Source organism: Nocardioides alkalitolerans DSM 16699, from assembly GCF_000426525.1.
Taxonomy (GTDB): Bacteria; Actinomycetota; Actinomycetes; order Propionibacteriales; family Nocardioidaceae; genus Nocardioides; species Nocardioides alkalitolerans.
This window is the reverse complement of the sequence record NZ_KE384533.1, coordinates 517,189-532,169: the sequence shown is the minus strand read 5'-3', so window position 1 is coordinate 532,169 and position 14,981 is coordinate 517,189. Positions and strand designations below refer to the sequence as shown.

Genomic DNA, 14,981 nt, shown 5'->3' with positions numbered 1-14,981 from the left:
ATCCATGACGACGAACGCAGCGAGGGTCCACGACGTTCCGGGTCGGACGGCGCCGCCCAGCCGGTTCCGGGAGGCCGAGGCCCGCGGCGCCCGGCTCGGTCGGGTGCTCCGGCGGCTCGGCCGGGTGCGGGAGGTCGACGAGCCGCTGATGGAGCGCATCGGCGTCGCGATGACCGAGCACGACGAGGTCGGCGCCCGGCTGGCCAGGGCGCTGCGGGCGCCGGCCGGCAGCCCGGACCGCGTGACGATGGGGCAGCTGCGGCGGGCGCTCGCCGACGGCGTCGACACGGTGCCCGACGCCCCGCCGGCGCTGCGCGACTTCTTCGCCTGCGTCGAGGCCACGCCCGACTGGGTCGCCCCCGACCTCCTCGAGCGCGGGGCGGCGGTCTACCGGCGCTTCGGCCAGAACGCCGCCGACGTGCTGCTGCAGCTCTCCCTCATCGGCGGCTACCGCTTCGGCGGACCGCCCGACCTGCTCGTCGCCACCGGCGGCCTCGCCGGTGACAGCACCCGGCGCCGCCTCGGCGAGACCCAGAAGTGGACCGCGTCGGTCAGCGAGCCCGGTGCGATGCAGCGAGCCGCCGACGGCACCTGGGGCGAGGGCTGGCGGCTCACCGTGCACGTGAGGGCGATGCACGCGCTCGTCGACGCCTCGTTCGTCGACCGGTGGGACGTCGAGCGCTGGGGCCTCCCGGTCAACCAGGCCGACCAGGCCGCGACGCTCGGGCTGTTCGACGCCGTCGTGCTGCTCGGCGTGCGCGTGCTCGGCGTGCCCGTCTCCGCCGACGACTCCCGCGCGGTGATGCACCTGTGGAGGTACGTCGGGTGGCTGCTCGGCGTCGACGAGCAGTGGCTGGTCGACGACGAGCGCGAGCGGCACCGGCTCAGCTACCACCTCCTGCGCGCGCAGTCGGGCGTGACGCCGGCCGGCGCCGAGCTCGCGCGGGACATCCTGGCCGTCGTACGACGCCTGCCCCACGGCCGCTTCCAGGCCGAGCGCACCCTCAGCATGCTCAGCCTCTTCCTCGGCCGCGCTTCGATGCGCGACCTCGGCCTGCCCTGGCGGCCGCCGTGGGCGCACGCGTACGTCGTCGTGCTCAACACGCTGCGCTACCGCGTCGCGATGCGGACCCCGCGCGGCCGGGCGTGGGTCGACCGGTGGGCGGAGGGCGTCGTCGAGCGGGTGATGGCGGAGTACTTCGGCGACGACGAGCGTCGCGTCGGGGCGCTGCCGGGCTGAGGTGCGGCCGGAGCTCCCTCAGGGGCGGGGGCCGGTGATGTTGATCATCCAGGCCACCTTGAAGGGGTCGGTGACCTGGCCGAACGTGTCGCCCCACATCTGCTTCTCGAGGGGCACGTCGATGGTGCCGGTCGCCGCCAGCTTGTCCCAGTAGCCGCGCATCTCGGCCTCGTCGTCGCCGGAGATGCTGATGGCGAAGCTGTTGCCGTGCTCGTCGACCTCGCCTCCGGGAGGACCGTCGGACGCCATGATCGCGAGCCCGGCGGGGCTCTCGAGGTAGGAGTGCATGACGCCGTCGGCCGGCACGCCCTCGGGCACGTGGCCCATGTCGCCGAACGTCATGACGTCGAGCTTGCCGCCGAGCACGGCCTGGTAGTGCTCCATCGCCTGGCGGGTCGTGCCGGGAAAGACGAGGTAGGGGTTGAGCTGCGTGACCACGGGTCCTCCTGGGGCTGGGCGGCCCGTCCGCGGACCGCGTTCGGAGGATCTGACCCGCGGCACGGTCGGAACTCATCGGTGGGTCGGGGTCGGCTGGCGTGGGTCCCCGGGCGCACGAATCGCGGTAGGTCGCACCCACGAAATGGGTACGACCTACCGCGAAGGCCCGCCCCGGCACGGTTCGCGGTAGGAGATACCCACGAACGCGTCGGACGGAGAGCCGGGCGGGCCCGCCGCCGGACCCGGTCAGGTACGGCGCGAGGCCCCGACCTGGTCGGCGCGCGCGGCGTCGTCGGCCTCCGCGCCGTACGAGCCGGTCGCGATCGAGGCCTTCCGCTCGCTGGCCTCCGAGGAGGACTCGAGGCCGAGGCCGACGCCGGAGTCCTCCTTCATGAGCTCGTCGACGTCCACCTGGTGCGGGTCGTCGAGCACGGCACGCAGGCGCTCGCGGTCGAGGTCGCCGGTCCAGCGGGCGATGACGAGCGTGCCGATGCCGTTGCCGGTGAGGTTGGTGAGCGCGCGACCCTCGGACATGAAGCGGTCGATGCCCACGATGAGCGCGAGCCCGACCATCGGGATGATGTGGTCGAACGCCGCGATCGAGGCGGCCAGCGTGACGAGGCCCGCGCCGGAGACGCCCGCGGCGCCGTTCGACGAGACGAGCATGAAGAGCAGCAGCCCGATCTGGGTGGTGAGCGGCACGTCGACGCCGAACGCCTGCGCGATGAAGAGCGCGCCCATCGTCATGTAGATCGCGGTGCCGTCGAGGTTGAACGAGTAGCCGGTCGGGATCGTGAGGCCGACGACGTGCTTGGGCGTGCCCGCGGCCTCGAGCTTCGTCATCATCCGCGGCAGCACGGTCTCGGACGACGAGGTGCCGAGCACGATGAGCAGCTCGTCCTTGATGTAGCGGAGGTACTTGAAGATCGAGAAGCCCGCGAGCCAGCAGATCGGGCCGAGCACCGCGAAGACGAACAGCAGGCACGTGAGCCAGAAGGTGCCCATGAACAGCGCCAGGTTGCCGAGGATCGCGCTGCCGTGCTCGCCGATCGTGAACGCCATGCCGCCGAAGGCGCCGATCGGGGCCACCCACATGACCAGCTTGATGATGCCGAACATGACCTTCGCGAACGTGTCGAGGGCGCGTACGGCGCCGTGGCCGCGCTCGCCGAGCAGCGTGATCGCGACGCCGGTGAGGATGGCGAGCACCAGCACCTGCAGCAGCTGGCCGTCGACGAACGCCGACGCGAACGAGCTCGGCACGAGGTTGAGGACGAAGTCCGAGAGGCCCTGGCCGCCGGCCGCGTTGGCCGACTCGATGGTGCCCTCGGCGGCGGAGCCGTCGAAGGACTCCTCGTCGTACCCGAGACCGGCACCCGGCTTCAGCAGGTTGATCGTCAGCAGCCCGAGCCCGAGCGCGACGACGGTGGTCGCGTTGAAGTAGAGGACCGTGCGCAGCGCGAGCCCGCCCACCTTCGCGAGGTTGCCGAGACCGGCGATGCCGACGACGACGGTGGCGAAGATGGTCGGGGCGATCACGACCTTCACGAGCTTGATGAACAGGTTCGCGAGCCACTGCAGGTCGGCGCCGAACGCCGGGAACACGATGCCCACGAAGATGCCGGCCGCGATGCCGAGCAGCACCCAGAAGTAGAGGTGCTTCCAGAGCGGGGTCTTCTTGCGGGGGGTCTTCGTCGGCTTCTCGCCGGGCGGGCTGGTGGTGCTGGCCATGGGTGTCTCCTTCGGTGGTGCAGGTCACCGCACCCTCGCCCGACCGTGTGACCCGGGCCACTCAAGAGGCCGAATCTTCAGACAGCCTTGACGTACGACGGCGGCCTCCGCCGTACGCGTCGGGGCCCCGACGGCGCCGCATAGGCTGCCCGTCATGCCCCTCACCCGCCGTTCCGCGCTGCGGGGCGCCGCGGGCCTGGCCGCCGGTCTGGGCGGCGTCGTGGCGCTGGCCGGCTGCGGCGCCGGCACGCCGGAGCCGCCGTCGCGATTCCGCCTCGCCACGGGCCCGGCGGGGGCGGTCTACCGCGAGATCGGGCAGGCGTACGCCGGGGTGCTCGACGAGGCCTGGGGTCGCGACGTGGTCGAGGTGGTCTACACCGACGCCGCGGTCGAGAACGCCCGCATGCTGGCGGCCGGCGAGGCCGAGATGGCCCTGGTCAACACCGACGTCGCGGCGGCGTACCCCGACGAGCTGCGGGCGCTGGCACGCGTCTTCGACTCGGTGCTGCACCTGGTGGTGCCGGGGGACTCCCCGGTGCGCTCGCTCGCCGACCTGGAGGGCCGCACGGTCGCCGCCGGCCTCGAGGAGTCCGGCACGCGCTTCGTGCTCGACCGCCTCCTCGCGTACGCCGGCGTGACCGCGCAGGTGCGCACGCTCACGCAGGAGGACTCGGTGGCCGCGCTCGTCGACGGCGAGGTGGAGGTGGCGGTGAGCCTCACCGGGATGCCGACGCCGGCGGTGGTGCAGCTCGCCGACGACCCGCGTCCGACGCGCCTCGTCGACCTCGCCGCCGAGCTGGGCGGCGTCACGGACGCGTTCCCGCTCGACTACTTCCCGGTGGTGGTGCCGGCCACGATGTACCCACCCATGGCGGCCGCGACGGCCCTCGCCGTACCGACCCTGCTCGTCGTGCCCACCGACTGCGACGACGAGGTCGCCCGCTTCTGCGTCGACGTGCTCTTCGCCCGCGCCACCGAGCTCTCCCGCGTGCGCGGCGAGGCCAGCCAGATCAACCCCCGCACGGGCGCGGCCACCACGCCGATCGCGCTCCACCCCGGCGCGCGGGACTGGTTCCGCGACCGCAAGCCCTGAGGCCGGACCTCAGCCGACGGGCTGGTCCACCACGGGCACCACGAGCGTCGCGGTCAGCCCGCCGCCGGGGGTGTCGGCGAGCTCGAGCCGCCCGCCCGCGTCGGCCGTGACCTGCGCGAGGATCGTCAGGCCGAGCCCGGTGCCCTCGATGTTCTGCACCTTCGCCGAGCGCCAGAAGCGGCGGGTGGCGTTCTCCCGCTCCTCGGGCGCGAGGCCGCGGCCGTCGTCGGCCACCGCGACCCGGTACGACGTACCTGCCCGCTCGGCGCGCACGTCGACGCGCGTCCCGCCGGCCAGGCGCACCGCGTTCGCCACCAGCTCGTCGACGCAGGCCGCGAGCCCGCCGGTGGGCTCGACCACCCGCGTGGTGGCGTCGTCCACGACGATGGTGGCGGTCAGCCCCGCGTCGGCGCAGCGCGCCAGCCACGACGACCGGCCCGGCTCCAGCACCTCGCCCGCCACCGACTCGCGGCTCGGCCGGGTCTGGAACCGGGTGGCCGCGAGCATGCCGCTGAGCACGCCGCTCATGCGGTCGAGGTCGTCGACCGCGTCGTCGTACGTCGCCCGCGCCTCGGCGTCGGCGGGGTCGAGGTGGGCCTCGAGGTTCTCGACCGAGAGACGCACGGAGGCCACCGGGTTGCGCAGCTGGTGGGCGGCGTCGGAGACGAACGCCTGCTGGCGCTCGACGGTCGTGCGCACGGCGTCGACCATCTGGTTGAAGCTGCGGCTCAGGGTGCGCAGCTCGGGGGGTCCGGAGTCGGCGTCGGCGTGGGCGCGCAGCTCGCCGCCCGCGACGGCGGCCGCCGATCGCTCGAGGTCGCGCACCGGCCGCAGCAGCCAGCGGGTGGTCGGACCGACGAGCGCCACGGCGGCACCGAGCGGCAGGATGAGGGCTGCGCCGAGCACGGCCCAGTCCACGATGGTCGCGCGGTGCACGGCCGCGACCGGGGCGACGAACACGAGCGCCGCGACCACCTGCGAGTCGCGGCCCACCGGCGCGACGATCACCTCGCCCTCCTGCTCCCACGGCCAGATCGTGCGGGCCAGCTCGGGGGTCTGGCCGGCGAGCACCCGGTCGAGGCGCTCGTCGGCGGCGGCGGGCATCGCGGGGTCGTCGGTGGCGTGGAGCACGACGCTCTCGCGGTCGACCAGCCAGACCGGGGTGTCGTACAGGTCGGCGTAGTCGTCGAGCTCCGCCTGCAGCCGCACGAGGCTGCCCTGCAGCCCGACCCCGCCCGACAGCGCCGTGAACGCCGCGACGGAGAGCCGGTTCGCGTCGTTGATGCGGTCGGCGACGAGCTCGCTCGTGTGGCGCTCGGCAATGGTGGTCGCGGCCGGCACGCTGATGCCGACGACGAGCAGGGTGAGCAGCGGGAGCAGCACCTGGAGCAGGCGACGGCGCACCGGTCAGGCCCGGGTCTCGAGCGGCGCCCCGACGACCGGCACCAGCGAGTAGCCGACGCCGCGCACCGTGCGGATCTCCACCCGGTCGCCCAGCTTCGCCCGCACCGACGCCATGTGGGTGTCGAGACTGCGTGACCCGTTCTCGGACGGCGCGCCCCAGATCTGGTCGAGCAGGAACGAGCGCTCGACCGCCTGTCCCGCCCGGTCGACGAGCAGCGCGAGGATCGCGCACTGCGTCTGCGTGAGCGCCACCTGCCAGTCGGGCTCCGGGGGTCGGCCCGGCTCGCCGGGGGCTCCGGTGCCCCGCACGATCCGGGCGCTGCTGTCGACCTCGAGCCCGGCGCAGCGGTGCAGCGTCACGGGTGCATCCGCCTGCTGGCGGAGGGTGCGCGTACGCCGGCTGACCGCCTCGATCCGGGCCATCAGCTCGGCGAGGCTGAACGGCTTCACCACGTAGTCGTCGGCCCCGGCCCGCAGGCCCACGACCCGGTCGGCCTCCTCGCCCTGCGCCGTCACGACGAGCACCCCGGTCGCGGGGTGCTCGCGCAGGCGTCGTACGACGTCGCTGCCGTGCCCGTCGGGCAGCCCCATGTCGACGAGGGCCAGGTCGGGCACCTGCTCGGCGATCAGCTCGTGGGCCTCGGCGAGGTCGGCCGCGCGCACGACGCGGTAGCCCTCCCGCAGCAGCGCCCGGACGAGCCCGCGCGCGACGCGGTCGTCGTCCTCCAGCACCAGCACGCGCATGACCGATCACCGTAGCGAGATCGGAGCCCGCGCGGATGCGCGGTGGAGCCCACTTCCGGGCGCTGTGGTTCGCGATAGGAGATACCCAGGAAACGGGTACGACCTACCGCGAAGGGCGGAGCCGCGGAGGGCGGCGCCGGGGAGGCGGAGCGTCAGCCCTTCGCGAGCGCCACGGCGATGCGGGCGGCGATGCGGGCGTTGTTCTCCACCAGCGCGATGTTGGTGACGAGGCTGGCGCCGTCGGTGAGCTCGAGGATGCGGCCGAGCAGGTACGGCGTGACGTTCTTCCCGGTGACGCCGAGGTCGACCGCGTCGGCCTGCGCCCGGGCGATGTGCTGGGCCATCACGTCGGCGGTGATCTCGTCCTCGGCCGGCACCGGGTTGGCCACGAGCAGCCCGCCCTGGAGGCCGAGCTCGGCGCGCACGCGGTGGAAGCGGGCGATGTCGTCGGCGCCGTCGAGGCTGAGCGGGGCGTCGAGGCCCGACGAGCGCGACCAGAACGCGGGCAGCTCGCTGACGCCGTACGCGACGACGGGCACGCCCAGCGTCTCGAGGCGCTCGAGGGTCTTGGGGATGTCGAGGATCGCCTTGGGGCCGGCGCTCACGACGACCACGGGGGTCTGGGCGAGCTCGGTGAGGTCGGCGGACTCGTCGAAGGTGCTCTCCGCGCCCTCGTGCACACCGCCGATGCCGCCGGTGGCGAAGACCTCGATGCCTGCGAGGGCGGCGCCGATCATGGTCGCGGCGACGGTCGTGCCGCCGGTGAGGCCCTGCGCGACGGCGTAGCCGAGGTCGGCGCGGGAGACCTTGCGGGCGTCGGTGGTCTGCGCGAGGCGGGCGCGCTCCTCGGGCGGCAGACCGACCCGGATGCGCCCGTCGACGATCGCGATCGTGGCCGGCACGCAGCCCTCGGCGGTGATGATCGCCTCGACCGAGGCGGCCATCTCGTCGTTCTGCGGCCACGGCATGCCGTGGGTGAGGATCGTCGACTCCAGCGCCACCACGGGGCGGCCCGCGGCGAGCGCCTCGGCGACCGGGGCGTCGATGTCGACGTGGGGATGGGGCGTGCTCAACGGGTTCCTCCGGGGACGGCGAGGGGCGGCTGCGGTACGGCGCTGCGACGCTCGGCGACGGCCGCGCGCGAGAGCCGGGGGTGGACGCTGGTGGTGGACTCCGTGGCCAGTGCGGCGGCGGCGGCGCCCGTGCGGACGGCGTCCACGACGGACGTGCCGAGCACGAGGTCGGCGAGGGTGCCGCCGACGAGGGCGTCGCCCGCGCCGGACACGTCGCGCACCTGGGCGGGCGCGGCGGGCAGCCGCACGGCCTCGGCGCCACGGCGACCGACGAGCTGGCCGCCGGCGCCGAGGGTGAGCACGACGGCCTGGACGCCGGTGGCGAGCAGGGCCTGCACGGTCGCGAGGGCGAGCTCGTGCTCGAGGTCCGCCGTCGGGTCGGACCCGGCGTCGGGGGCGGGCACGGTCACGCCGCGGCCCCGGTCGCGCAGCAGCGCGGCGGCCTCGTCGCGGTTGGTGAAGAGCACGTCGATGGCGCCGAGGTCGGCGGGCAGCCGGGGCGCCTTCGCGACGGAGACGGTGTCGACGGCGAGCAGGAAGCCCTGCGTACGGCGCGCTGCCGCGATGCGGGCGTGGGTGGCGGGGGGCAGGTTCGCGTCGGCGAAGACCCACGCGCCGCGGTCGACGCGGGACAGCGGCTCGGCCACGACCTCGGGCGTGATCTCGTCGAGCACCGCCATGTCGGCCACGCCGAGCACCAGCTCGCCGTCGGGCCCGAGCACCGATCCGTACGTCGCGGTGGTGCGCCCTGCGAGAGGACGCGTCGCCCAGCGGTTGATGTTGAGGCGGTCGAGGTCGTCGAGCAGCGCGCGGCCGGGCACGTCGTCGCCGACGACCGACACGAGGGCCGCCTGCACGTCGAGACGCACGAGGTTCTCGGCCACGTTGCGGGCGACGCCGCCGTACGACGTCCCCCCGGTCGCGGGGTTCGAGGTGCCCAGCACCACGGGGGCGGCAAGCCGGTAGGAGCGGTCGAGCACCGCTCCGCCGACGCAGGTCACGGGAGCGGGCGAGGTCACCGGCCGACCGTACGCGGTGGACCGCCCGCAGGGCATCCCCAGCGGGCCACCCACGACGAATGCCGTAGGTCACACGGAGGTGTCGGGAGCGTGTCCGGGAGGTGTCGGAGGCGACCGGTCCGGGGTGGCGCACGAACGCCCGCCCGCCCGTCCGCACGGCGGCGCCCATGGGCACCCGCGCAGCTCTTTGGCAGGATGGACCCATGCTGCGGTTCGCGGGGTCCGGCGCCAGTCACGTGGGGCGGGTGCGCGACCACAACGAGGACGCGGCGTTCAGCTCGCCCTACCTCGCGGTCGTCGCCGACGGCGTCGGAGGAGCGGCGGCCGGTGAGGTCGCCTCGGCCACCGCGGCGTACGTCGTGGCCGCCACCACCCGCTCGCGCCCCGACGACGACCCGGCCCGGCTGCTCGGCGAGGCGATCCGGCAGGTGGTGGTCGACCTCCACCGCGGCGTCACCGACCACCCCGACCGCACGGGCATGGCCACCACGCTCACGGCGCTGGCCACCGACGGCCACCGTGTCGTGCTCGCGCACATCGGTGACTCGCGGGCGTACGTCGTGCGCGACGGCGGGCTGTTCCGGCTCTCGCGCGACCACACCCTCGTGCAGGCCCTCGTCGACTCCGGCGACCTCGAGCCCGAGGCTGCCGGGCGCCACCCGATGCGCAACGTCGTGATGCGCTCGCTGCACGCGGGCTCCGGCGACGAGGACGACGTGCGCCCCGACATCCTCGCCGTCGACGCGCGGCCCGGCGACCGGTTCCTCGTCTGCAGCGACGGCCTCACCGACATGGTGAGCGAGGCCGACATCGCCGCCCGGATCCACGGCGACACCCAGGACGTCGCCGACGCCCTCGTCGAGGCCGCGCTCGACGGCGGGGGCAAGGACAACGTCACCGTCCTCGTGCTCGACCTCCTCGACGAGCCGCAGGCCCCGCGCCTCAGTGGCGACGGGCTCCTGTACGGCGCGATGCGCGACCCCCGCAACGTCGTTGACCCCGGCAGCGTGCGCTGACCCGCGTTTCGCCCTCCCCGCGTGGGGGGACGAACCCAGGATGTCCACCACCCACGCCCTCGCGACCGAGGTCGCCCGCCGCCTGCACGACACGCCGTACGGCGTGCACCCCGCCCCCGGCGGGTTCGACGTCGTCGTCGACCTGGCCGACGCCCGCTGGTGGGGCGTGCTGAGTCGCTCCGGGCTCACCAAGCAGTTCCGCCACGAGGTGCGGGTCGACGAGGAGAACGGCAGCTACCGCCGCACGGACTCCTCCCGCACCGTCGAGTGGCGCGCCGGCGTCGGCGGCGTGGCCGACGGCGCCCCGGCCCCGAACGTCACGGGCGAGTGGTCGACCCAGAAGGGCTGGGTCTACGAGCGCTCCTCGCAGAAGACGATCGGCATCGACGACTCCGGCCGGCCCGACCTGGTGGTCGACTACGACTTCGACTCGACCGTCGGCCAGCGGGCCATCAAGGAGGCCGCCGAGGGGCTCGGCCTGAAGAAGGCCATGCCCGGCGAGGTGAAGGTCGCGCTCGCGTTCGTGGGCGGGGCGGTGCTGCTCGCCGTGATCATCCTCGTCGCGCTGCTGGTGACGCTGCTCTGACGGGACCGACCCGCGTACCTCAGGCGACGCCGGCGCCCGCCGTACCCGTGTCACGGGCGCGGCCCTCGGCGACGACGCGGTCGATGAACTCCGCGACGTTGTCGAGCGCCCTGGCCGCCGCGGGCAGCAGCCCGGCCGCGGCCTGGAAGACGTGCACCTGCTTCGCCCACACCTCGAGCTCGCAGTGCACGCCCGCCGAGGCGAGGGCCTCCGCCAGGCGCACGCCGTCGTCGTAGAGGCACTCCGTCGAGCTGACCTGCAGCAACGTCGGGGGCAGGCCGGGGTGCGGGGCGTGGACGGGTGACTCGATCGGGTCGGTGCCCAGCCCGGCCCGACGGTTCACGCGGGCCGCGAGGTCCTGGAAGCGGCCGATGGCGGAGCGCGGGAAGAGGGTGCAGCCGCGGTACGGCGTCTCGGGCGCGACGAAGTCGACGAGCGGCGACATCGCGACGATCGCAGCCGGGGTCGGCAGGCCACGGCGCTCGATCTCGACGCCGACCATGACGGCGAGGAAGCCGCCGGCGGAGTCGCCCATGAGCACGGTCTCGGCCGGGTCGCTGCCGTGGTCGAGCGCCCAGAGGTAGGCCTCGACGGCGTCCGTCACGGCGGAGGCCACGGGGTGGCGGGGCAGCTTGCGGTACTCCGGCGCGATCACGCTGACGCCCGTGCGCTGCACGACGCGGCTGATCAGCTGGCGGTGCAGGTGGTTGCCGCCGACGAGGAACGCGCCGCCGTGCAGGTAGACGATGGTGCGGGTCGAGGCCGCCGACTCCTTGCTGGTGACGAGGGTGGCGGGGCAGTGGGGCAGGCGCGTACGGCGGAAGCGCGTGCCCGCGACGGGCCGCAGCAGGCGACCGGCGTGGTCGGCCACGCCGTACGGCCAGGGCAGCCCGGGGGCCTTGGCCCACACGGAGATGAAGGGCTTCACGGTGGAGCGCAGGGAGAGGTCGAGCAGCGTCGTGCGCAGCCCGCCGCCGTCGTAGTCACGACGGACGAGGGGGCTCGTCGGTGCTGCCGGGGCCGGCCGCGTGCTGCGGGAGGAACGTCGGGAGGGACGCAGGCGGATCGGTGCGGACATCGGGGTGACCTCCTCGTCAACCACCATTCATGTGCAGGGATCGAACAGTGTGCCCCAGATCACGACATGCCACGCACGGTTCGGGAGGGAGCCGGTGCCGTGTCGTGCCGAGGCACGGCGGAGAGGTACCCCGTGGGGGCGGCGGTCATGACGGGCGACCTCAGGAGGAGCCGGGCAGGCGTCGCCGGGCCAGGTCCTCGTGGGCCATCCGGCGCAGGGTCAGGAGCACGGGGTCGGTGAGCACGGTGCCGAGCACGGCGTACGTCGTGGCCGCCTCCCGGTCGAGGGTGGGGTCGTCGGCGACGAGGTGGGCGAGGTCCGCCTCGGCCGGCGCGCGCACCGCGCGGGCGTAGGTCGCCAGGACCTCGTCGGCCAACGGCTGCCCCGCGGCGTCGAGGGCGTCGAGGGCGCTCGCCAGGGCGGTGGCGTGACGACCGTGCGGCTCGTTGACCCACTCGCCGCCCGCCAGGAGGGCGGCGACCCGGGCGCGCGAGTGGTCGGACGGTGCGTCGTGAGGTGCGGGGGAGAGCTCGAGGTGGGCGCTGCCGATGGCGAGCGCGAGGTCGGTCTCGGCCTCCATGGCGGCGAGCACGCGCCGTACCTGCTCGAGGCCCATGCCCGCCGTCTCCACCAGCGCCCGCACCAGTCGCAGCCGGCGCACGTGCGCCTCGCCGTACCGGGCCCGCGTCGCCCCCACCGCCTCGCCCGGCGGGAGCAGGCGCTCCCGCAGGTAGAACTTCACGGTCGCGACGGGCACCCCGCTGCGCGACGACAGCTCGGACATCCACATGGGGATCATCTTGACAGTTAGATAGTCGACTCGCCAACATATTGGAGAGTTCACTATCCAAACGTGGAGGTTCCCATGTTGTCCGACGAGTCCCGGCTCCTCGCCGGTGTGCTGCTGCTGTCGCTCGTGACCGTCGAGACCGGCGGGCTCTACCTGCTGAGGATCGTGCGCGGCACGGCGCCGGTCACCGCGTTCCAGGAGAAGTTCGCCCGGGCCGGCCACGCCCACGCCGCGGTGCTCCTGCTGCTGGGGCTGGTCTGCCTGCTGTACGTCGACGCGACGTCGCTCGACGGGGCCGCGGGCTGGCTGGCGCGGTCGGGCGTGCCCGCGTCGGCCCTGCTGCTGCCCGGCGGCTTCTTCTTCTCGTCGATGGGCGCCGGGCGGGAGACCGCGAACCCGCGGTTCTTCTGGATGGTGCCGGCCGGCGGGCTGCTGCTCGCGATCAGCCTGGCGACGCTGGGGGTGGCGCTGCTGGTGGCGTGAGCCGCTCTGGCGCAGGTCCGCGGCTCAGAGCACGAAGCCGAAGAGCGGGCTGTCGGGCGGCACCGACTGCACCCGCAGGTTCGACGCCTCCATCCGCACCAGCAGGCCGGGCAGGTCGTCGCGGTGGGCCATCTCGACACCGACGAGCGCCGGTCCGGTCTCGCGGTTGTTGCGCTTCGTGTACTCGAAGAGCGTGATGTCGTCGTCCGGGCCCAGCACCTCGTCGAGGAAGCGGCGCAGCGCGCCCGGTTCCTGGGGGAACTCCACGAGGAAGTAGTGCTTGAGGCCCTCGTGCACGAGCGCCCGCTCGACCACGTCGGCGTAGCGCGACACGTCGTTGTTGCCGCCCGACACCACGCACACGACGGTGCTCCCGGGCGCCAGCGGCGCCAGCCCGTCGAGGCGCAGCGTCGCGCTCGAGAGCGCGCCGGCGGGCTCGGCGATGATGCCGTCGGACTGGTAGAGGTCGAGCATCTCGACGCAGATGAGGCCCTCGGGCACGGCGGCCGTCTCCAGCGCGACCGTACGGCGCGCCGCGGCCACCGCGGCGTACGTCACCGCCCCGATCCGGCGCACCGCGGCACCGTCGACGAAGGGGTCGACGCCCGGGAGGTCCACGGGCTCGCCCGCGGCGAGGGCGGCGGCGAGGCTGGCGGCGCCGGCCGGCTCGCCGGCGATCACGCGGACGTCCGGCGCGCGCTCGGCGAGGTAGGTGAGGGTGCCGGCCAGCAGGCCCGCGCCCCCGACGGGGATGACCACGGCCGCGGGGGTGACGCCGGCCTCGGCGGCCTGGGCGAGGATCTCGGCGGCCACCGTGCCCTGACCGGCGACCGTGCCGGGGTGGTCGAAGGCGGGCACGACCGTGGCGCCCGACGCGGCCGCGAACTCCGCGGCGGCCGAGGCGGCGTCGTCGTACGCCTCGCCCGCGATGACCACGTCGACGACGTCCCCACCGAGGGCGGCCACGCGGTCGCGCTTCTGCCGCGGCGTCGTGCGGGGCAGGAAGATCGTGGCGTGCACCCCGGCGCTGGCGCACGCGTAGGCGACGCCCTGGGCGTGGTTGCCGGCGCTGGCGCACGTGACGCCCCGGGCGCGAGCGGCCTCGTCGAGGCCGGCGATGACGGTGTAGGCGCCCCGCACCTTGTAGGACCGGACGGCCGTGAGGTCCTCCCGCTTAAGCCACACGTCATACCCCGTCAGCGCCGAGAGGCGCGCGCTGCGCTGCAGCGGGGTGACCGGGAGGACGGGCGCGAGGAGGGCGGCGGCGACGTCGATGTCCGCCGCGGTGGGCAGCGGGCCGCCGGGGGCGGTCGGGCCGGGGGCGGAGATCACCTCGCCAGCGTAGGACCGCGCGGCTCGGCGGCGGCGTGCGGGTCGCGGGCGTCTCACTACGATGGCGCCCATGTGGGACCCGCTCCAGACCGCCGTCATCGTGGCCTCCCTCGTGGTCGCCGTCGGGTCGCTGCTGTACGTCGTGCCCGACCGCCGCCCCGACCGCTGGCTCGTGGCGGCCGTCGGCGTCGTGCAGGTGCTGCTCGTCGCGCAGCTCGTGATCGGCGTCGTCCAGGTGGTCGAGGGCGTGCCCGAGGGGGTCAGCACGGCGACCTTCCTCGGCTACCTGGTCGGGCTCGTGATCGCCCTGCCCGCGGGCGTCTGGTGGGCGAGGGGCGAGCCCAGCCGGGCCGGCACCGGGGTGCTGCTCGTGGTGCTCGTCGTCGTGCCGGTGCTGGTCGTGCGCCTGCAGCAGATCTGGGACCCGGTCCTTGTCTGAGCCGTCCCCCGACCAGCTGCCCGACCAGCCGTCCACGCAGCCCGCGCGCACCAGCGGCGGCCTCGGCCGCGTGCTCATCGCCGTCTACGCGGTCTTCGCCGTCGCCGCCACCGGACGCTCGTCGATCCAGCTCGCCACCCACGCCTCCGAGGCGCCGGTCCCGTACGCGCTCTCCGCGCTCGCGGGGGTCGTGTACGTCGCCGCCACCCTCGGCCTCGCGCGCCGCGGCGCGGTCTGGCGCCGGGTGGCCTGGATCGCCGTGAGCGTCGAGCTCGTCGGCGTCATCGGCGTCGGGATCGTCAGCGTCGTGCACGCCGACTGGTTCCCCGACGACACCGTCTGGTCGGTGTTCGGCCAGGGCTACGGCTACCTGCCGCTCGTGCTGCCCTTCCTCGGCATCGCCTGGCTGCTGCGGACCCGCGCGCCGCGCTGAGCCGCGTCGTACCGGGCCGTTCTCACCCGGTGGCTGGTCCGCCTCCGCCAGGTTGCGGTGTCAGCGACAGGGCGGACGGGGC

The 14,981-nt window shown here is 74.4% G+C and carries 16 protein-coding genes; 7 read left to right on the top strand and 9 right to left on the bottom strand.

The window, feature by feature from the left end; all coding sequences use genetic code 11:
- Nucleotides 1–4: 4 nt before the first annotated feature.
- Nucleotides 5–1,240, top strand: a complete 1,236-nt coding sequence (locus tag K329_RS0119320; protein WP_028474334.1) for an oxygenase MpaB family protein — start codon at nt 5–7, stop codon at nt 1,238–1,240.
- A gap of 18 nt (nt 1,241–1,258) precedes the next feature.
- Here K329_RS0119320 and K329_RS0119315 read toward each other — a convergent pair whose 3' ends face one another.
- Nucleotides 1,259–1,678, bottom strand: a complete 420-nt coding sequence (locus K329_RS0119315; protein WP_028474333.1) for a VOC family protein — start codon at nt 1,676–1,678, stop codon at nt 1,259–1,261.
- 246 nt (nt 1,679–1,924) lie between these two features.
- Complete coding sequence (gene dctA, locus K329_RS0119310) at nt 1,925–3,409, bottom strand: C4-dicarboxylate transporter DctA (RefSeq protein WP_028474332.1); 1,485 nt, start codon at nt 3,407–3,409, stop codon at nt 1,925–1,927.
- A gap of 154 nt (nt 3,410–3,563) precedes the next feature.
- On the opposite strand from dctA, the gene K329_RS0119305 reads away from it, so the two are divergent.
- Nucleotides 3,564–4,502, top strand: a complete 939-nt coding sequence (locus K329_RS0119305) for a TAXI family TRAP transporter solute-binding subunit (RefSeq protein WP_043644251.1) — start codon at nt 3,564–3,566, stop codon at nt 4,500–4,502.
- Nucleotides 4,503–4,511: 9 nt separating this feature from the next.
- Here K329_RS0119305 and K329_RS0119300 read toward each other — a convergent pair whose 3' ends face one another.
- From K329_RS0119300 to K329_RS28115, 4 genes are all read right to left on the bottom strand, one after another.
- Entirely contained in the window at nt 4,512–5,885 is a 1,374-nt protein-coding gene (locus K329_RS0119300; protein WP_157571830.1) for a HAMP domain-containing sensor histidine kinase, read from the bottom strand.
- Nucleotides 5,886–5,909: 24 nt separating this feature from the next.
- On the bottom strand, nt 5,910–6,650 hold the full coding sequence (locus tag K329_RS0119295) for a response regulator transcription factor (protein WP_028474329.1): 741 nt from the start codon (nt 6,648–6,650) through the stop codon (nt 5,910–5,912).
- A gap of 152 nt (nt 6,651–6,802) precedes the next feature.
- Nucleotides 6,803–7,723, bottom strand: a complete 921-nt coding sequence (locus K329_RS0119290; protein ID WP_028474328.1) for a pseudouridine-5'-phosphate glycosidase — start codon at nt 7,721–7,723, stop codon at nt 6,803–6,805.
- The gene (locus tag K329_RS28115) at nt 7,720–8,742 is read right to left on the bottom strand and encodes a carbohydrate kinase family protein (RefSeq protein ID WP_052337128.1); all 1,023 of its coding nucleotides are present in this window, start codon (nt 8,740–8,742) and stop codon (nt 7,720–7,722) included. The genes K329_RS0119290 and K329_RS28115 overlap by 4 nt, the downstream gene beginning before the upstream one ends.
- A 203-nt stretch (nt 8,743–8,945) precedes the next feature.
- Here K329_RS28115 and K329_RS28110 point away from each other — a divergent pair, with 203 nt between their 5' ends.
- Nucleotides 8,946–9,758: a PP2C family protein-serine/threonine phosphatase gene (locus tag K329_RS28110; RefSeq protein WP_043644849.1), complete on the top strand. Its 813-nt coding sequence runs from the start codon at nt 8,946–8,948 to the stop codon at nt 9,756–9,758.
- A gap of 40 nt (nt 9,759–9,798) precedes the next feature.
- Nucleotides 9,799–10,344: a hypothetical protein gene (locus tag K329_RS0119275; RefSeq protein WP_028474327.1), complete on the top strand. Its 546-nt coding sequence runs from the start codon at nt 9,799–9,801 to the stop codon at nt 10,342–10,344.
- 19 nt (nt 10,345–10,363) lie between these two features.
- Here the strand turns inward: K329_RS0119275 and K329_RS28105 are convergent, their stop codons facing one another.
- Together K329_RS28105 and K329_RS0119265 are read right to left on the bottom strand one after the other, a co-directional pair.
- Nucleotides 10,364–11,422, bottom strand: a complete 1,059-nt coding sequence (locus K329_RS28105) for an alpha/beta hydrolase (RefSeq protein WP_169721618.1) — start codon at nt 11,420–11,422, stop codon at nt 10,364–10,366.
- 160 nt (nt 11,423–11,582) lie between these two features.
- The gene (locus K329_RS0119265) at nt 11,583–12,212 is read right to left on the bottom strand and encodes a MerR family transcriptional regulator (protein WP_028474326.1); all 630 of its coding nucleotides are present in this window, start codon (nt 12,210–12,212) and stop codon (nt 11,583–11,585) included.
- A gap of 78 nt (nt 12,213–12,290) precedes the next feature.
- On the opposite strand from K329_RS0119265, the gene K329_RS0119260 reads away from it, so the two are divergent.
- The gene (locus K329_RS0119260) at nt 12,291–12,695 is read left to right on the top strand and encodes a hypothetical protein (protein WP_425411487.1); all 405 of its coding nucleotides are present in this window, start codon (nt 12,291–12,293) and stop codon (nt 12,693–12,695) included.
- 24 nt (nt 12,696–12,719) lie between these two features.
- On the opposite strand, the gene ilvA is transcribed toward K329_RS0119260, so the two are convergent.
- Complete coding sequence (gene ilvA, locus K329_RS0119255) at nt 12,720–14,027, bottom strand: threonine ammonia-lyase IlvA (protein WP_245596610.1); 1,308 nt, start codon at nt 14,025–14,027, stop codon at nt 12,720–12,722.
- 70 nt (nt 14,028–14,097) lie between these two features.
- On the opposite strand from ilvA, the gene K329_RS0119250 reads away from it, so the two are divergent.
- Nucleotides 14,098–14,466, top strand: coding sequence for a hypothetical protein (locus tag K329_RS0119250; protein WP_028474323.1), 369 nt, complete (start codon nt 14,098–14,100; stop codon nt 14,464–14,466).
- Nucleotides 14,459–14,899, top strand: coding sequence for a hypothetical protein (locus K329_RS0119245; RefSeq protein ID WP_245596609.1), 441 nt, complete (start codon nt 14,459–14,461; stop codon nt 14,897–14,899). Before K329_RS0119250 ends, K329_RS0119245 begins: the two co-directional genes overlap by 8 nt.
- Nucleotides 14,900–14,981 lie beyond the last annotated feature (82 nt).